Origin of the sequence: Spiroplasma endosymbiont of Phycita roborella (assembly GCF_964031195.1) — a bacterium.
In the GTDB taxonomy this organism is placed as follows: domain Bacteria; phylum Bacillota_I; class Bacilli_A; order Mycoplasmatales; family VBWQ01; genus Spiroplasma_E; species Spiroplasma_E ixodetis_A.
In genome coordinates, this window is sequence record NZ_CAXIQJ010000005.1 from 100,828 (window position 1) to 120,336 (window position 19,509).

16 protein-coding genes are annotated in these 19,509 nt (G+C 22.1%); 9 read left to right on the plus strand and 7 right to left on the minus strand.

Features of this window, described 5'->3' with window-relative positions:
- Positions 1-14: 14 nt before the first annotated feature.
- The 5 genes from AAHM95_RS06430 to AAHM95_RS06450 are packed head-to-tail and all read left to right on the plus strand — an operon-like array spanning position 15 to position 7,358.
- Entirely contained in the window at positions 15-1,712 is a 1,698-nt protein-coding gene (locus AAHM95_RS06430) for a hypothetical protein (RefSeq protein WP_342274430.1), read from the plus strand.
- A 3-nt stretch (positions 1,713-1,715) separates the two neighbouring features.
- Positions 1,716-3,998 carry a hypothetical protein gene (locus tag AAHM95_RS06435; RefSeq protein WP_342274431.1) on the plus strand — a complete coding sequence of 761 codons (2,283 nt, stop codon included), beginning with the start codon at positions 1,716-1,718 and terminating at the stop codon, positions 3,996-3,998.
- Positions 3,999-4,002: 4 nt separating this feature from the next.
- Positions 4,003-4,125 carry a hypothetical protein gene (locus AAHM95_RS06440; RefSeq protein WP_342274432.1) on the plus strand — a complete coding sequence of 41 codons (123 nt, stop codon included), beginning with the start codon at positions 4,003-4,005 and terminating at the stop codon, positions 4,123-4,125.
- Positions 4,126-4,141: 16 nt separating this feature from the next.
- Positions 4,142-5,383, plus strand: coding sequence for a hypothetical protein (locus tag AAHM95_RS06445; protein WP_342274433.1), 1,242 nt, complete (start codon positions 4,142-4,144; stop codon positions 5,381-5,383).
- Positions 5,334-7,358, plus strand: coding sequence for a hypothetical protein (locus AAHM95_RS06450; RefSeq protein WP_342274434.1), 2,025 nt, complete (start codon positions 5,334-5,336; stop codon positions 7,356-7,358). The genes AAHM95_RS06445 and AAHM95_RS06450 overlap by 50 nt, the downstream gene beginning before the upstream one ends.
- Here AAHM95_RS06450 and AAHM95_RS06455 read toward each other — a convergent pair.
- The 3 genes from AAHM95_RS06455 to AAHM95_RS06465 form a co-directional block, all read right to left on the minus strand.
- Positions 7,355-7,642, minus strand: a complete 288-nt coding sequence (locus tag AAHM95_RS06455) for a hypothetical protein (protein ID WP_342274435.1) — start codon at positions 7,640-7,642, stop codon at positions 7,355-7,357. The two genes, AAHM95_RS06450 and AAHM95_RS06455, sit on opposite strands and share 4 nt — an antisense overlap.
- A 25-nt stretch (positions 7,643-7,667) precedes the next feature.
- A complete protein-coding gene (locus tag AAHM95_RS06460; protein ID WP_342274436.1) occupies positions 7,668-8,033 on the minus strand; it encodes a hypothetical protein in 366 nt (121 codons plus the stop codon).
- A 113-nt stretch (positions 8,034-8,146) separates the two neighbouring features.
- Complete coding sequence (locus tag AAHM95_RS06465) at positions 8,147-8,995, minus strand: NUDIX hydrolase (protein WP_342274437.1); 849 nt, start codon at positions 8,993-8,995, stop codon at positions 8,147-8,149.
- 387 nt (positions 8,996-9,382) lie between these two features.
- Here AAHM95_RS06465 and AAHM95_RS06470 point away from each other — a divergent pair, with 387 nt between their 5' ends.
- Together AAHM95_RS06470 and AAHM95_RS06475 are read left to right on the plus strand one after the other, a co-directional pair.
- On the plus strand, positions 9,383-10,513 hold the full coding sequence (locus tag AAHM95_RS06470; RefSeq protein ID WP_342274438.1) for an Mbov_0401 family ICE element transposase-like protein: 1,131 nt from the start codon (positions 9,383-9,385) through the stop codon (positions 10,511-10,513).
- A 304-nt stretch (positions 10,514-10,817) separates the two neighbouring features.
- Positions 10,818-10,994 carry a hypothetical protein gene (locus AAHM95_RS06475; protein WP_342274337.1) on the plus strand — a complete coding sequence of 59 codons (177 nt, stop codon included), beginning with the start codon at positions 10,818-10,820 and terminating at the stop codon, positions 10,992-10,994.
- Positions 10,995-11,504: 510 nt separating this feature from the next.
- Here AAHM95_RS06475 and AAHM95_RS06480 read toward each other — a convergent pair.
- Positions 11,505-12,743 (minus strand): IS256 family transposase, encoded by a 1,239-nt coding sequence (locus tag AAHM95_RS06480; RefSeq protein WP_342273945.1) that lies wholly within the window; start codon positions 12,741-12,743, stop codon positions 11,505-11,507.
- A gap of 109 nt (positions 12,744-12,852) precedes the next feature.
- Positions 12,853-14,013 carry an Mbov_0401 family ICE element transposase-like protein gene (locus tag AAHM95_RS06485; protein WP_342273757.1) on the minus strand — a complete coding sequence of 387 codons (1,161 nt, stop codon included), beginning with the start codon at positions 14,011-14,013 and terminating at the stop codon, positions 12,853-12,855.
- Between the two features lie 63 nt (positions 14,014-14,076).
- On the opposite strand from AAHM95_RS06485, the gene AAHM95_RS06490 reads away from it, so the two are divergent.
- Together AAHM95_RS06490 and AAHM95_RS06495 are read left to right on the plus strand one after the other, a co-directional pair.
- Positions 14,077-15,783, plus strand: coding sequence for a hypothetical protein (locus AAHM95_RS06490; protein ID WP_342273756.1), 1,707 nt, complete (start codon positions 14,077-14,079; stop codon positions 15,781-15,783).
- 150 nt (positions 15,784-15,933) lie between these two features.
- Positions 15,934-16,146: a hypothetical protein gene (locus AAHM95_RS06495; protein WP_342273979.1), complete on the plus strand. Its 213-nt coding sequence runs from the start codon at positions 15,934-15,936 to the stop codon at positions 16,144-16,146.
- An 88-nt stretch (positions 16,147-16,234) separates the two neighbouring features.
- Here AAHM95_RS06495 and AAHM95_RS06500 read toward each other — a convergent pair whose 3' ends face one another.
- Positions 16,235-18,253 (minus strand): hypothetical protein, encoded by a 2,019-nt coding sequence (locus AAHM95_RS06500; RefSeq protein WP_342273754.1) that lies wholly within the window; start codon positions 18,251-18,253, stop codon positions 16,235-16,237.
- Positions 18,204-19,445, minus strand: coding sequence for a hypothetical protein (locus tag AAHM95_RS06505; protein WP_342273753.1), 1,242 nt, complete (start codon positions 19,443-19,445; stop codon positions 18,204-18,206). The genes AAHM95_RS06500 and AAHM95_RS06505 overlap by 50 nt, the downstream gene beginning before the upstream one ends.
- Positions 19,446-19,509 lie beyond the last annotated feature (64 nt).

Sequence of the window (19,509 nt, forward strand, 5' to 3'; positions counted from 1 at the left end):
AGGAAATTAATATCATGCCAATCGGTACAACTAGTACAGCAATACTTTTAAACATAAATAAACCAAAACATACTAGAATAAGTAAACAACAAGAAAATAAAAGTTTTTGATGAGAAATTTTAGAAATGATTGGTGTACAAGTTATAGCATTAGCACTTGCTCCTTTTACTGGTGGATTAAGTGAAAGTGTAGCCCTTGGATTAGGTGCAAGTGATTTTATTGCAAGTACTATTAATTTTGGTATTTATGCTACAACTGATTTTACTATTAATCAAGTTTATGATTATTTAAAAGGAAATGTAACAAAATTAAATACTTTTTTAAATTTATTACCTGCATTTGCTGGACTTAATAAAATTAGTCGTGGTTATCGCACAACTAAATTTATTAAACTAGCACAAGAAACTAAAACATTAGAACAAGTTGGTATTAAAGAAGCAAAAAATTTACAAGAAATTATTAGTCAAGTAAGTGGAAAAGAAATTTTAACAGATAAAATTATTGGTAATAAACGTTATTTAATGAATTATAGTTTTACTCCTAATCGTGAAACAGTATTACGAGATTTAGGTTATGTTGCTGAAAGAGAATATAAAAATAATTTTCAAAAACTAGAAACAGAAAAATTAATGGAACACTTATTATTACAAAATACATTAATAAAATTAAGTCCACAATTAACTCCTAAATTTAAAATTAAAGATATTGAAAAAGCAAATAACTTTTTAAAAAAATTTAATACTGATTTAAAAGAAGTATTAAAAATTAATCAACATGATTGATTAAATTTAGTTCATACAATACATACAGAAAATAGATATGGAAAAACTTTAATTTTAGATTTACAAAAAATTCGTGCTAATGCTATTAAATTTAATTTTAAAAATAATGTTATTCATCAACTTGTTTTAAAAGCAAATCAAACTTTTAAATATTTTGATATTAGATTTTATTTAAAAAAAGGTTTAAATAAATTTTGAAAAGATACACCATATTTTGAAAAAATACGAGAAAGTATATATAAATTACAAGAAAAATTTGAAAAGTTAGAAAAACAAGTATTTGAAAAAATTCAGAAATTAAAAGAAAAAGCAACTGATTTATTTACTAGTGCAGAAAAAAGAGCAATTAAACACGCACAATTAATTCCATTAAATTCACCAGTATTTATGGGTTGTAAAATTCAACCTTTGTCATTAGATAAATGTGCAATTACTATTTATCATCGCAATCCTAAATATAAACCAATTACAGTTGTTGATAGTATTCTTAAAGCAAAAACTTTTGTTACTCAAATACATCCATTCCATTGATATCGTTGATATAGTGGTTGATACATTGGTTATGGAGTTAATCAAAATAAATGATTAAAAGCAATAGCATTTGCTCCACCAGTGGTGCAACAAGTAATTAGAGATAGTTTTAAAGTATATAGAGAAATATTTAGAACTATTAGAACTTATCATAAAGTAGTAAATGTTATTAATAATCCTATTGAAAATATTAACAAATCATTTAAAAATGTTGGTTTAAAATTTAGTGTTAATACTTTATTTGGTACTGGATTATTACATCATTTAGAAAAATTTGCATATAGTCAAGTTGCAGAAAAAGGTAAGAAAAAATTACAAAAAGAAATTATTCATATATCACATAGAAAAACTAAAACAAAAACTAAACATTATAAAAAAGCATTTTTTAAGGAATGATAAAATATGATTAATAAACTTTGAACTGATGTCAGTCTTGAAAATTATAATAACTGATATCCATTAACTGGAAAAATTACAGAAACGCCACAGCAATATATACAGACATGACCTAATGTTAATGATTGATTTATAACTTTTGCTATTCGCGCTCAAAATGATATTAATGCCTATCTTGATTTTATTTTATCTAAATTTCCTTTTGATAGTTTTAAAGATGAATTAATTAAAGAAACATTAAGAGATATGGTTTATGTTATGGTTGAACATTGAGTATTTAATCGTACACCAATTGAATTTAATGTTGATGCTACTATTCAATTTAATAATGGTAGTCAATTTAGTGCAAATAGTATTCCAACAATTAATGTTTGAGATTTAGCACCAACTAGAATGAAAATATGAGCAAGATTAACAGAATTAAAACAAGTATTTTTAAGTTATAATCAAGATGAAATAGATATTGAAAAAATTGACTTACAAGCATTTTATACTAGAAATCAAGTTGATGAATTAATTAAAGAACAAAAAGAATTTACATTATCAAAACAAATTAAATTATATGATGATTTAGTTGATGATAATGAAAATGAAATATATAGAGGTCCTGTTAGTAAATTTATTAATAAAGGTTATGTTGCAACTGATTATGATAAAGAAACTGAAACAATGATTTTAGATTGACCTGATGAAATTGGTACATTACCACCCGAAGCATTACAAAATAATCCACAAATTGGTGATTTTACTCATGCACCAACTTGTGATTTTTCTGCTAAACAACAAAAACGAATTACTACTAATGAAAATGAAATTACCAAATTAAATACTGAATTAATTAAAGCAAATGAAAATATTAATGATGTTAAAAATAATTGATTTAATATTGAAACTAGCCCTTTATGAAAAAAAGTTAAAAATGAAATTATTAAAACAGATACATGATATATTATTGATTGAACATATTATTTTATCGATAGTAAACAACTTATTATAAGTAATAATAAATTAACTAAATCTAATATAAGAATTACTAATGGTCAAATAGAACAAAAACAAATAATAATTGAAAATATTGATGTTAATATTGACAAAGTAACATTATTATATGATGTTGATTTAATAAAGTTTACTATTACTAATAGCACAAAAAAGTATAAACCAATAATTCATAATATATATCAATATCAAGGAACTGGGACACCAACTGAATTTATAGGAGAAGAAAATACTGAACGTGATTATTATACAAAACTAGAAACTAATAATTTATTAGATAAAAAGCAAAATAAATTAACTGCTGGTACTAATATAACTATTGATGAAAATAATAAAATTAGTGCTACTGGTGGTAAAGTAGATTTATCTGATTATTATAAAAAAGAAGAAATAGATAAAAAATTAGAAGATACAAAATCACAATTTCCTATTGCATTTCAAATAAATGCTATAAGTCAAGAAATTCCTAATTTAGAAACTACTAATAAAACAGTTGCTGGTGCTATTAGTGAAAATAAATCAAATATTGATAAAAAACAAGATAAAGAAGTATGAAAAATAATAGGTAAAAGTTTTGATAATCGTACATGAGAAAATTTTGCTCTTAGTTTTAATAAATATTATAGAGTATTTATAACATGAGATAAACCACCTTTTAATCAAACAAGTGTAAAACTAAAAATAGAATTTAAATCTAGTTCTACTCATATAGGTGGAGATTATATGCTTGTTAAAGCTAAAATTGATAATGAAGATGCTTCATTAATTATTAAATTAGGAACTGTTAATAGAAAAAGTCAATTAATTATTATTGGAGGAAATAAACAATATGGAAATATATTTTCATTAGAAGAATTACAAGATACTATTAAAATAGATATTACACCAAAATTAAAAATTAATTCAAGAAGTTTAGAAACTAATGAAATAGAAGAAAATAATTGAGATATTGAATTAAAAGATATTCCTCCAACACCAAGTCCAAGTAAAGATAATTGAAAAGAAGTAGGAACAAAAGTTAATATAAATCATATTAAATATACTTTTAAATCAAATACTAAATATAAAATTTATTATAATTTTGAAAACCAATTCAGTAGTAAAAAATTTGCTTTTATTTGTAAAGAATTTTTATATGGTGAATTAAATAAAGAGGTTCAAACTTTGGATTGAGATAATATTAATGGTAGAATAATGCTTTCTTTACAAATGCAGAATGATACAATTGCTATTGTTAGTGACCCTACAAGATTTGGCCAACTTTTAAAATTAGAAGAATTACAGGAATAATATTATGTTTTTAAAAATTATAAAAATTATTTTAGGTTTAATTGGAGTTTTATTATCTTCTGCTGTTGCTGGTTTAATTATATTTATTATAGTAAAAATTGTATTAAAAATTAATCAAATCTTTTAAAAAGGTGGTGAATATTATGTTAGGTAGATTTTTTAGAAAAGATAAAAGTAATATTAGTGATAATCAAAATGAAAAAGTAAAATTTTTAACTAATAAAAATAAAAGTACTCATGCTTCAATTTTAAATTATTTTGGTTTTAATGATTTTAATCATGAAACTTATTTTACTGATTTTGTAGCAGAAAATAATGCTAATTTATATAATGCTCCATTAGATATTAATAATAAAACTATTAAACAATATTTAATTAAACAAGAATTTTATAGAAAAAATTGAAACTCTATTTTTAAATTAAGCAAATTAGGAATTAGTGGTTATTTAATTTATATTGCTAATGATGACTTATATTTTCAAGTAGTAGATATACAACAAAGAGTTTATGATATTACTGGTAAATTAATTCAATGCACTATTTTTTATGATAGTTATGAACAAAATGCACAAATGGTAAGATTATTTGAAATTTATACATTAAATAATGAACAAGTCACAATTAACCGTGCAATTTATAGTGTTAATGATAGTAAAAAACAATTTCCATTATCTTTTAAAGAATATATTAATAATCCCAATTTAGAACAAGAACAAACATTAAATATTAATTATATTCCAATAGCAATTATGCGTAATAAAGCAAATGAGTTAGCAGATTGTAATAAAGTAATGGATAAAATTAAAGCATTAGATGTTATTTATGAACAAATTGTTTTAGATACTATTTTAAACTCACCAAAATTTATTTTTAGTCAAACTTATGGTAATGTTCAATCAACATTAGAAGAAGCTGTTAGAACATTAGTTACTAAAAACTACATATTTAAAAGTGGTGGAGATAATAATGAACAAAACGAAAATATCAATATGACAAATAGTAATTTTAAAGGTAAGAATTTAACTGATATATATGATTGAAATGTTAATGAAATATTTAAACGTTGTGGTATTCATATTCCAAGTCAAAAGAAATCAGCACAACAATCAGTTCCCGAAAGTACAGCAGTAAATATTTCAACTATTAATTATATTGAACAAAAATTATGACAATTTAATATTGATATTCTTAAATTTATTCAAATATTAGTGAAAATTGATAAAGATTTATTAAATAGTAAAACATTTAATATTAATGATGAACAAGAATTTAATAATTTAACAGTTAAATTAAAACTATTTAATCCCGAAAATAACCAATTAATAGGAGAGAACAATGGAAAACAAAAACAAACCACAAACGAAGTTTCCACAGAAACAAACTAAACTTAATCAAGCAGAAGTAGAAAATGATTATTTAATTGATAATATTCCTTATGATTTTACTAATATGATGAGTGCTAGTAGTGACCCAGATATTAATAGAGCATACGATGAATTTAAAAAAAGAACTTTATATATTTATGAAATTGAGCGTTTATTTAAAAATAATGAAAATAATAGTTTAAAATTTTCAGCAAATACTATTAAAATAGGTTTTATTGATATTGAAAAAGTATTAAAAACTACTGCTGTTGAAACATCAGACTTTACTATGCAATTAAATCAAAGAGCAAGTACTAATATTAATGATAATACAATTGAATATAGTATGACTGATATTAAAAATTTAATTTTTCAAGAAATAAATTTATTAAATCAATTTAAGTTATATGCAGTATCTATTAATGAACCATTAACTGAAAATAATATTGATAATTTATATATCATAAATAATTATTCACAACCTTATCAAAATCCAAAATCAAGAAGTACTAAAAGTATTACTATTATTAAAATTAAAGATTTTAAAACAAGAGATGGTTATCCTATAATTATTAAATTACAAAAACCATTAGATAAAGATACCAAAGTAACTGGTTTAAAAATTAAAGCTCCTAGAAGCATGATTTTTGGCAATATAAAGGTACTTGGTGAAGTTGATAATATGGAAGTATACCCAAAGTTATTTGTTAAAGATAAGATAGCATTTCCGTTATTATCAATGCCTATTGAAACTCAACCAAAAGTTAGAATATTACAACAATGATTTAGTGAACAAATATTACCTTGAAATTTAGCAAAACAATTTATTGGACAAGAAAAATCAGTTTTAGATTTAATTGTTATTGGTGGTGGTAAAGAAACTAGAAAAGAAATTTTTAATAATGCAAGAGTAACTAATGCTTGATTAGGATATGAAATGGGTACTGTTTGAGGAGGTAAATGACCATTAAAAAAAGAAAAAGAATTAAAAGATAAAGAAGTTTGAAATTTTCCTGGCGAAAGTCAATTTTATAGTTATGTTGCTACAAATGATAAGTTTAAAGATGTTGAACTAGAAATAAAAGATGCACCAACCATTGATAGTTTACAACAACTATTATTAGATATGCTAAGTTATACATATAATTACAATAGAAATTTTGAAGGTGCATCATTAGACCCAACTAAATCACCAAATAAAATGGACATGTTAAGAGGAAAATTTGAAAATCAAAAACCTGATGAAGTAATAACTAATTTATTTAAACAATGAAAATTAGATTATCCAAATTATATTAATTTAGAGCAAGTAAAAATATTTAAACAAATAATTATTATGTTATCTAATAATATTTATTCAAATATGTCAATTAATAAAGGTTTAAATGATGATAATAAAATTTTATTACCTTATTACTTTGAAATAAAATCAAATCCAATACATCCTACTAAAGATGATATTTGACAATTTAAAGATGCAAAAGTAGTATTAAAATCTACATATTTTGATTTTACAGATATTAATAATATTAAACTAAAAAATAATGATATTAGTCAAAACGAATTATTCAAATTAGATGATAACCAATTTAATTGATTATCTATTACAAATGAATTAGAAAGCAATAACATACCTTCATTAATTCCTGCGGATTGAACACTTGGTAATGGTGAATATGGTAAATATTTTACAAAAGTAATTATTTGTGATAATAAAATTGAAAATGCTTTAAATTTATATGGTTCAAATAAATTTCAATTATTTTCTAAATTAGAATTTTATGAAGAAATTTTGCAAATTGACAATGATAATCAGTTTGAATTACAAATTAAAAACTTGATTAATAACTTAAATCGGATTGAAATTAGTGGTATATTTGGTGCTGGTAATTATGATTTAGTTTTAATAACTGATAAACAAGAAATAAATTTAACTAATATTAATTTATTTGATAAATACAATGAAAATATTTCTTATATAAATTTAGAAATTTAATTTTTAAAATAATCTTCTCAATATTTACCATTTCATTTAATATCTACATCATGTTCTTTTTTATTTGAACAATATAAAGAATAATAAGAACCATTATACATATTAACTCATATTGGAGCATTACATAAAACTATTGTATGGTCTGGTTTTTCATAAGAGTATTTATAATTCATATTATGGGTAAGCATCCCCCCCATGATTAATCCTATTGTTCCAGTTGTAGCACCAGTTAGTGCTAATGCTAATGTTATTTTACTTAAATTTATTTTTATTCATGTTTTCATTTTATTTTCCTTTCTACAAGAATATTTATGGTTTTATTTTTTTACCTTTTGTAATATTAATTGGTTTAGATTTTTCTATTTTATTAGCAAAACTATTTATGACTTTTTTTGAAAAAACTGGTTCTTTTTTAGTATTTAATATTAATAATAATTCATTATTTTGATATATTTTTTCATTAAAATAATCTATTACAGATTCGTGGTATTTTATTTTAGAATCTATTTTTTTATTTCAATCAGTAAAATCAAAAGTTGTATTTTTAAAAGATATATCATTAAATTTTTCAATTTTTTTCTTTTCTAAAAAAGATATTTCTGTATAAGCATTTTCTATATTTTTCTTAAAATCTTTAATAGATTGTTTTATTTTCTGTTTTTCAAATTGACTCATCTTTAATTACTCTCTATTTCTTAATTTTATTTTTAAATTGTACTTATTTTTTAATATTTTTTCAAGTATGATTTTAAATATATAAAAAGATTGCAATTGCAATCTCTTATTTTTTATATTATTGGTGTTGTATATTCGCTTGTTGAAGGTTGAACTTGTAAATCTGTTGAATTTATTTCTGAAATATTTAAATTTGATTCCATTTTTTTATTTAGATTTAATTTTCCATAAATTGCTAAACTTAAGACATCATTACACATATCTAAAATAGTTTTATTAACAAATTTAGCAAAACTTTTTTCTTCTGCAATAGTACCATCACCACTTCCCTTATAAGTTGCATTTAAATCTAAATTCGTATCTGTTAAATCAATTCCATATAAATATCATTCTTTGGTGCTTATTTTGTTTGCATAATGTTTTCCTAAATAATAAATTTTTTCTTTTTTGTTACTAACATTAATGCCAGTTTCTTCCAACATTTCATTAATGACTGTTTGATAATGAGTTTTATTTTCAACTCCACCAGTTATAGTACTATATTCACCTATTTGCTTATTTTTAAATAATGGGTTGTATTCTTTATTTAATAAATAATGATATTCATTATCTTTTAAAACATAGGGCAAAATGGCAACTCCTTTATTATTATTTCAAGGTTCTTCAACACCACAATAAAAATCTTCTTTAATTATTTTTACAAAAGTAATTCCGTTATTTGTACATGTACCATTAAAAAATTCTAAATTTTCTAAACCACCATTAACATCTCTTTTTTTATATTTTTTATGACGATGTTTATGATTAAAAATTTCGGTGGGTTGTTTTAAATTAATTGGTAGTACTTGTAAATTAGTTAATGATTTTATTGGCATAGATTGTACTTTTTGTTTTTCAGTATGAAATAACGGAATACTTAATATTCATAATTTAAATAAATAACTTGGATTAAAATATTTCATTTTAATACCCCTTTCAAAATAAAATTAATAAAAATATATCTAAAATTATGTATTTATTTTAACATTTTTTTAATTTTGTAGAAAAATAGTGATATTGATAAAATTTAATTTTGATTAATATTTTTGGGGAAATTTTCATTCAATATTGACAGTATGCTTTTAAATGCAAAATAACGCCTAAATTAAAGGCTTTTATTTTGTAAGACCTATACTATTAATTGTATTACACTTGTTTATTATATTTTAAATATGAAAGTAGTTTTTTTAAATATTTTTAATTTTATTTAAAATTACACTTATATGTTTATATAATAATTAAGTAAATTAATTTTTTAAATATATTTACAATAAATTTAGATTTTTTTAAAATAGTTAGGAGAAGTAAATTTGAATTTTAATTATAAATGAAATTTTAGAGAACAAAGTGCAAAAATTGATAAATTAGTTTTAGAACATATAACAAAAAAATGAGAAAAATGAGATTGAAGAATAAAAAATACAAGAGATAAAAAGAAATATAAAATTGTTGATTATCAATATCGAACAAGAAAAATAATGTATGGATTAGTAACTTATAAAAGAAGAATTTATGAATATTTTGATGAAAAATTACAAAAATGAGTTCGTGTTTGTTTAGTTGATGAATGACTAGAATTACCTAAATATAAAAGAATTGGTGAAGATGTTGAACAAACTATTATTGAATATTTTGCTGATGGAAAAAGATATCATGATATTTGTGCTATTTGTAAAAAAGCAGGTATTAGTGTTAGTACTGTTCATAGAGTTTTTAAAAATTTAGAAGTAATTGAAGCAAATCCAGTAAAAGTAAAATTAGAAAAAAATCAACCTATTTTTGTAGCAATTGATGATGGTCATCGAAAATTTTGAAATTTTAAACGTAAGGGTATAAAACATTCTATGCGATTAATAGTAACATATACAGATAACATTAATCACAAAGTACAAAATAAAAGAGTAAAAGCAATTATTAGACCAACAAAAACAGCAATTGGAGTTAAAAAGACTGCTGAATTTATTAAAGAGCATTGTCAAAAATTTTATGAAAATATTGAGCAAGCCAAAATTATTATTTGTGGTGATAGTGCAGGATGAATTAAAGATGTAGCAGATTATTTAGGTGCACAGTTTGTTTTAGATAAATTCCATTTAATTAGAACATTATATCTTGGTATAATGGCTGGAAATAAAGGAAAATATTTAAAAGAATATAATCACTGTAAAAATTTAATTAATAATGGTCAATATGAAAAATTAATTGAATTTTTATATAAAGAATTAGATAATCATAAAAAATTAAAGAAAAAATATTTTAAAAATAATAAACAAGGTATTGAAAATCAAAGTGCAAAATGAAATATTGGTTGTTATACTGAAACAAATATTTGACATGTTTTAAAAGAAATGCTTGGTAATAGAACATATAATATTTTAATTTATATTAAAATGGTTATTTTTAAATGTAATAAGATAAATACAGAAATACAATTATTATAGATTAAAATTGAATTTTTTTTAAAAAAATCAAAATAAAATAAAACTTATTAAATGTGTTTTAATAAGAATTTTTGTTGTGTATAAATATTAAATTTATTTTTTAATTTTTTAATAATTTTTAAAAATAAGTATTTTAGTTGCAATTTATTTAAAAAAATTATATTATTTAAATACAATTTCATAAAAATCCAAATTATTTCTTGTCTAAATTATAATAAGACTATATGAATTAATTTATTCCGGATTTTTGATAATCTCCCTTTATAATTATAAGTTATTTAAAAATAAAGGAGTTTTAAAATTTATGACGAAATATAAATTGTTAAGTCAATTGTATAGTTTGTTAGATGATTGTGTTGATATTATAAATAATATGGAAAAACATGAATGTCAAGCTATTAACTTAATGGTTGCACTTGAGGGAGAATTATCAATTTTAGTTGACAATATAAAAAATAAAAAAACAAATAAAATTGAATAAAATACTTGTATATATATATATATATATATATAATGGTTAATTAGATAATAGTGATTACTCCAGTTCTCATTATTATCTATTTTTATTGTATTTTAATTTTTTTCTGTTATATTATAATTAATAATGTTTATTACCCGCATTATTAATCTATTTATTATTAAGGGAGCGTACCGAGGAGCGTACCGATGTTGTCAATAATATTCAAATTTGTCTTAAAATTATAAAGTTAGACGAGAATAATTTTGACTTCAATATGCAATTGTATGTTAATCTTAACACTTGAAAAATATTAGTCAACAATAATACTTACTTTTATAACTCAAAAATTCTTATTAAAGCATCTTTAATAAGTTTTTAATATGTTATAATGTAATAAAGTCCTTTAAGATAAACCGTATACCGTTATGATTACTAAGCGTATGTAAAGTACGTGGTCTCTTAGGCAAATCCCTTAATTAGGGATTTTTAGAGGCTTTTTAATAATCTGTGTATCTTTGTTTTACAAAGTTACTAATTTAGATTAATTCTGTCTTCAAATTTTATCATAAAATGAGCAATTGCTGTATTTCAATTTTGAATAGGCAATGTTCATTTTTTTGTTATATTTTCAATTGCCAAGTAAAATATTTTGAAAACTGCCATATCATTAGGAAAAACTTTTTTATTTCTGATGATTTTTCGTAATTGACTATTAACAGATTCAATAGCATTTGTAGTATAAATCACTCTTTTGATTTCTACTGGATAACTAATAAAAACCATTAAATTATCTCAATTTTTATATCAAGATTTAGTAATTTGAGTATATTGTTTATTTCATTTACTTTCAAACGATTCTAAAGCTTGCATTGCTTGTTCTTCACTACATGCACTATAAATTGGTTTTAAATCTGCAACTAGACCTTTTCGATGTTTGTATGAAACATATTTTAAACTATTTCTAATTTGATGAACAATGCATAATTGATGTTCTGTTTTAGGATAAACTGATTGTATTGCTTCTGACATGCCTGTTAAATTATCACTACAAGCAATAAGAATATCATTTAAGCCACGATTTTTCATTTCTGTGAAATTAGATAATCAAAACTTAGAACCTTCATTTTCACTAATTCATAATCCTAAAACATCTTTTTTGCCTTCTAAATCAACTCCTAATGCTATATAAACTGATTTGTTAATAATCCGTTTATCTTGTCGTACTTTAACTACTATACAATCAAAATAAACAATAGGATAAATACTTTCTAATGGTCGATTTTGTCATGCTTTAACATCATCAATAACATCATCAGTAATTTGACTAATAACACTTTCACTAATATCAGCACCATGATATAACTCTTGCAACTGCATTCTAATGTCAGATAATGTCATTCCTTTTGCATACAAGGAAAGAACTTGTTGATCAAAACCATCAAATCTTCTTTGCCTTTTAGGAACTATTACAGGAGTAAAATTACTATTGCGATCTCTTGGTACATCAATTTCAATTTTACCTTGTTGAGTTATTAATTTTTTTGAACTTGTACCATTACGAGCATTTTCAGTAGTACTATGTTGATTTTTTTCATATCCTAAATAATTTTGCATTTCAGAATTCAACATTTTTTCAACTAATCTTTTTGTTAATTCTTTATATAAACCGCCAGGTTTAAAAACTGTTGTTAAATCTTCAGTATTTTCTAGTAATAAATCTACTGCTTTTGATATTGGATCATTATTATTAAAGTTATCTTTTTTAGCCATCTGTAACTCACTCTTTCTAGTCATTTAATTATATTTACTAGAATTAATTAAACATAGTTATTTTTGTAAGTTACACAGATTACTAAACATTTCCGATTTTTATTTTAATTTATAATAACTGGATGGCAGTATTTATTTGATAGCATTTAAAATTAACCATTTTTGTATACATATCAATGTTATAAGTTCTATCACCAATCATATGCTTTAAAATTTGTTTAATATTAGTTTCAGTAAAGCAACCAATATTTTCAACTAATGCTTGGTTTAATACACCATCTTTTGCATTAATAAAATAACCAACTTTTAATTTTTTATATTGTAAAGTTAATGATTGTAAAAAATCAATTAATTCATAATATTCACCTTTGGCAAATAAATTTATTGCATTTTGATAGTGTAATTTAGCAATTTGATTTTTTCTTCTTCCAGCCATGATACCAAGAAATAAAACATGAAAAGCATGAAATTTATCTAAAATAAATTTGGCATTTAAAATTGTAGCAGTTTTTCTAATTCATTTTGCACTATCACCACAAACTATTAAATTTGCTTGGTCAAAGTTTTCAAAAAATAAATTACCATATTTTTCTATTAATTTTGCGGTTTTTTCAGCACCAATTTCTGTTTTTGAAACTCTTATTTTACAAACTGCTCTTTTATTAATTAATTTTCCATTTTTCTTTTTACCAGTACACATTACTATTAATCTCATCGAACATTTTTTACAATTTTTAGTATTGTGTTTTTCATTAAACTTAAATTTTCGATGACCATCATCAATATTTACATATAAATTTTGATTTGGTTGTAATGGTATTTTGGGAATATTTGCTTTTGGTAATTCAAATTTTTGATATCTTCTACAAACTGTACTATTACTTATTAAATCTTCAATAAAAGTATCACAAACATCACGATACTTTTTACCATCAGCAAAATATTTTAAAATTTGTTTAATAACATCTGGTGCTAATTTACTATACTTTTTAACACCAAGATATATATCTAATAATGAAACAAATTCCTTTTTTTGTGTTTTTGGGTTATAATATGTACAAATACGTCGTTTATAATTTAATAAACCTTTTTTTGTTTTTAATTTTCTTTTTCTAAATCTATATGATTTATATAAAGATTTATTACATGTATTTCATAAATAATCATCTATTTTTTTAAATAATTCTTCTGTTTGTTGTAAATTTAATTCATCTTGATTAAAATAGTGTTTGTCTCAATCAAAATGATTAGGGAATGGTAGTGTTAACATTTTTAATGTTCCTTTCTTTTAAATAATTTAATTTTAACTTATATATGTTAATAAGGAGTAAATATGGCTTTTATCACTAGTTATGCACAATTAAATAAAAAATATAATCTTAATTTTAGTGATAATAATTATGGTTTTAGTTGAGATATTTTTAAAAAATTTGTTGGTGATGAATGAGCCGAATATTTTACTACTAATTGTTTTTATCGTTTTATACCAACAGCACGTGGAACAAGAAAAACTTGAAATTGCTTAGCATTTGATTTATTTATATGTTGTAATTTTAGTGATAGTAGTGTTCAAGAAGTAAGAAGATATGAAAATACTCATAGTGAAACTACAATTGGTGCTTTAATGAATGTTTGTCAAGTTTTATTAGATACATATAATATTAATTTACTACCTAATAATCCACATGGAATTAAATGAAAAATTACTAAGGATGGTGGTTGTATTATTTTTCCTAATAATCAACAAATTGACTTTATTGGTTATGCTAATGGTAATAAAATTTTTGGAAAAGAAGCAGGTGGTTCAAGTTTTTTAGGTTCAAGAACAGATGAAATTATTATGGCAGAAGAAAAAGAAACATTAACTGAAAAGCAATTAACATATCGATATGAACGTTTACAAAACTCTATGTTTAGAAGTAATCGTATTAAAGTATCAAATGAACCTATTAAAGAGTGAAGTTGAACATTTATTGATAAAAATATATATAGTTCTACCTTTGGACAAAAGATTACTCGTTATTTTTATAAAAGTTTTTTCATTACTTTTACATGTAATCCATACGATAAATACCATCCATTTTATTTAAAGTATTGCACGCCATTTTTACCATTAAATGATAAAATTATGGAAAATCTTAAAAAAGTTGGTAAAGTTTATTATGAAAATAAAGAAATTTTTAGTGGTTTAGGTTTATTTATATTAAGATTTACTATTCAACCATTTTGAAATAAATTACCAGACATTCAAAAAAGAACATTATTAGAAATGAAAAAAAGTAATCCCGATGAATTTAATACTGTTTTTTATGGTTTTGAATTTTTAGATAGTGATGCAACAATTTTTCCATTTCAAAAAACAGTAAAATATTGACAACCATATGATTTAAAACAATTTTATAATGAAGAAAAAGATATGTATAAATTTGATTTTTATTCAGTTGGTGTTGATTGAGCAACTGGACATAAAGACCATACTGTATTTATGATAGTTGGTTTTAAACAATATAATAATACTGGATATTATGATGCTTATATTATTTGTGAATTAGTAGTTACACCTAATGATTTTATTAATGAAAATGAAAAAATTAATGCTTATGTAAATGAAATTTTAGGATTAATGGATAATTTTGAAAATTTTGACCAAGCAATTTATTTTTATGATGATAAAGCAAGAACAGCAATTGATTGATTAAATCAAAAATTAATAGATGAGCATAATACTATTCTAATAACACAAACTGCTATTAAACATGCTTCAAATTTAAATCAAGAAGCAGGATTAACTAATAGAGTAGTTTGAATGAGAAATATTATGAGTTATGGAAACTTTTATGCAAATCAAGATGATTTACCAAAAACTACTCAATGTTTAGAAGAATTACGTTATGATGAAACAAAAACTAACATTCCTGATAAAAATATGTACCAAGACCCTTACGATGCTTTATTTTATTCACTATATCCATATAAAAATGTAATTAGGGGTAAAAATAATGCTAGTGTCAAAAAAAGCATCTTCACATTTGCTATATAATAAACAAGTTGAATATCATTAATAGTATAGGTATCACAAAATAAACGCCTTTTATTTAGGCATTATTTTCCATTTAAAAGCATACTTGTAAAAATAATCAAAAATAGTACAATTTATAAGTAAAATCAAGGAAAAAAGGAGAAATTTATTATGAAAACATGAATAAAAACAAATTTAAGTAAAATAACATTAGCATTAGCACTAACTGGTGCAGTAAGTGGAGTAACTGGTTTAATAATTGGTTCAATAGCACATAATAAAGTAAATGATTTAAAATATTACTTAGATTATGATGGTAATGTTCACTGGGGGGGTCTTGTACAACAATATGAGAAAGAAAAACAGATGATATTCATAAAATAACTTTATATTTATCTATTAATCCAACTTATCCTAATGTTGATATAAAGTGAGATGGAATTTATCCAGTTGGATATTTCAATAAAAAAATCTAAATTTCTAAATTTATATAAGAAATATTTTCGTTATATTTATCAAATAAATTAATATTAGTTAAATTTATTTCTTGTTTATCAGTTATTAAAATTAAATCATAATTTCCAGAGCCAAATATACCACTAAGTTCAATCCGATTTAAGTTATTAATCGGATTTTCGATTTGTAATTTAAATTCACTATTATTATCAATTTGTGCAATTTCTTTATAAAATTCTAATTTAGAAAATAATTGAGATTTATTTGAACCATATAAATTTAAAGCATTTTCAATTTTATTTTTATCAATAATTGCTCTTGTAAAATACTTACCATATTCACCATTACCTAGTGTTCAATCAGCAGGAATTAATGATGGAATATTATTACTTTCTAATTCATTTGTAATAGATAGTCAGTTAAATTGGTTATCATCTAGTTTAAATAATTCATTTTGACTAATATCATTATTTTTTAATTTAATATTATTAATATCTGTAAAATCAAAATATTCAGATTTTAATATTACTTTTACATCTTTAAATTCTCAAACATCAGTTGGATTTGTATGAATTGGATTTGATTTTAATTCAAAATAATAAGGTAATAAAAGTTTATAATCATCATTCAAACCCTTATTAATTGAACTAGTAGAATAAATATATTTAGAAAGCATATTTATTATTTTTTTTAAAATTTGTATTTGTTGTAATTTTACATAATTTGGATAATCTAATTCCCATTGTTTAAATAAATTTGTAATAACTTCTTCTGGTTTTTGTCCTTCAAATTTAGCACGTAATTCTGCTATTTTTGAATTTAAAGTATCTGGTTTAAAACCATCAAAATTCCTATTATAATTATATGTATAACTTAGCATGCCTAATAATACTTTTTGTAAACTATCATTAGTTGGTGCGTCTTTTATTTCAATTTCAATATCATCAAATTTATCATTTGTAGCAACATAACTATAAAATTGACTTTCACCAGCAAAATTTCAAACTTCTTTATCTTTTAATTCTTTTTGTTTTTTTAATGGTCACTTACCATCTCAAACAGTACCCATTTCATATCCTAATCAAGCATGTGTCACTCTTGCATTTTTAATAACTTCTCTTCTTGTTTCAGTTCCAGTACTAATTTTAATTAAATCTAAAACTGATTTTTCTTGTCCTATAAATTGTTTTGCTAAGTTTCAAGGTAATATTTGTTCACTAAATCATTGTTGTAATATTCTAACTTTTGGTTGAGTTTCAATAGGCATTGATAATAGCGGAAATGCTATCTTATCTTTAACAAATAACTTTGGGTATACTTCCATATTGTCAACTTCACCAAGTACCTTTATATTGCCAAAAATCATGCTTCTAGGGGCTTTAATTTTTAAACCAGTAACTTTTGTATCTTTATCTAATGGTTTTTGTAATTTAATAATGATTGGATAACCATCTCTTGTTTTAAAATCTTTAATTTTAATAATAGTTATACTTTTAGTACTTCTAGTTTTTGGATTTTGATAAGGTTGTGAATAATTATTAATTATATATAAATTATCAATATTATTTTCAGTTAAAGGTTCATTTATATTAACTGCATATAACTTAAATTGATTTAATAAATTTATTTCTTGAAATATTAAATTTTTAATATCAGTCATACTATATTCAATTGTATTATCATTAATATTAGTACTTGCTCTTTGATTTAATTGCATAGTAAAATCAGATGTTTCAACAGCAGTAGTTTTTAATACTTTATCAATATCAATAAAACCTATTTTAATAGTATTTGCTGAAAATTTTAAACTATTATTTTCATTATTTTTAAATAAACGTTCAATTTCATAAATATAAATTGTTCTTTTTTTAAATTCATCATATGCTCTATTAATATCTGGGTCACTAGTAGCACCCATCATATTTGTAAAATCATAAGGAATATTATCAATTAAATAATCATTTTCTACTTCTGCTTGATTAAGTTTAGTTTGTTTCTGTGGAAACTTCGTTTGTGGTTTGTTGTTGTTTTCCATTGTTCTCTCCTATTAATTGGTTATTTTCGGGATTAAATAATTTTAATTTAACAGTTAAATTATTAATTTCTTGTTCATCATTAATATTAAATGTTTTACTATTTAATAAATCTTTATCTAAACGTACTAATATTTGAATAAATTTAAGAATATCAATATTAAATTGCCATAATTTTTGTTCAATATAATTAATAGTAGAAATATTTACAGCTGTACTTTCGGGTACTGATTGTTGTGCAGATTTCTTTTGACTTGGTATATGAATACCACAACGTTTAAATATTTCATTAACATTTCAATCATATATATCAGTTAAATTTTTACCTTTAAAATTACTATTTGTCATATTGATATTTTCGTTTTGTTCATTATTATCTCCACCACTTTTAAATATGTAGTTTTTAGTAACTAATGTTCTTACTGCTTCTTCTAATGCTGATTGAACATTACCATAAGTTTGACTAAATATAAATTTAGGTGAATTTAAAATGGTATCTAAAACAATTTGTTCATAAATGACATCTAATGCTTTAATTTTATCCATTACTTTATTACAATCTGCTAATTCATTTGCTTTATTTCGCATAATTGCTATTGGTATATAATTAATATTTAGTGTTTGTTCTTGTTCTAAATTAGGATTATTACTATATTCTTTAAAAGATAATGGAAATTGTTTTTTATTATCATTAATACTATAAATTGCACGATTAATAGTTACTTGTTCATTATTTAGTGTATAAATTTCAAATAATCTTACAGTTTGTGCATTTTGTTGATAACTATCATAAAAAATAGTACATTGAATTAATTTACCAGTAATATCATAAACTCTTTGTTGTATATCCACTACTTGAAAATATAAGTCATCATTAGCAATATAAATTAAATAACCACTAATTCCTAATTTACTTAACTTAAAAATAGAATTTCAATTTTTTCTATAAAATTCTTGTTGAATTAAATATTGTTTAATAGTTTCATTATTAATATCTAATGGAGCATTATATAAATTAGCATTATTTTCTGCTACAAAATCAGTAAAATAAGTTTCATGATTAAAATCATTAAAACCAAAATAATTTAAAATAGAAGCATGTGTACTTTTATTTTTATTAGTTAAAAATTTTACTTTTTCATTTTGATTATCACTAGTATTTGTTTTATCTTTTCTTTTAAATAAACTTAACATAATATTCACCACCTTTCTAAAATATTTGATTAATTTTTAATATTATTTTTACAATGATAAATAT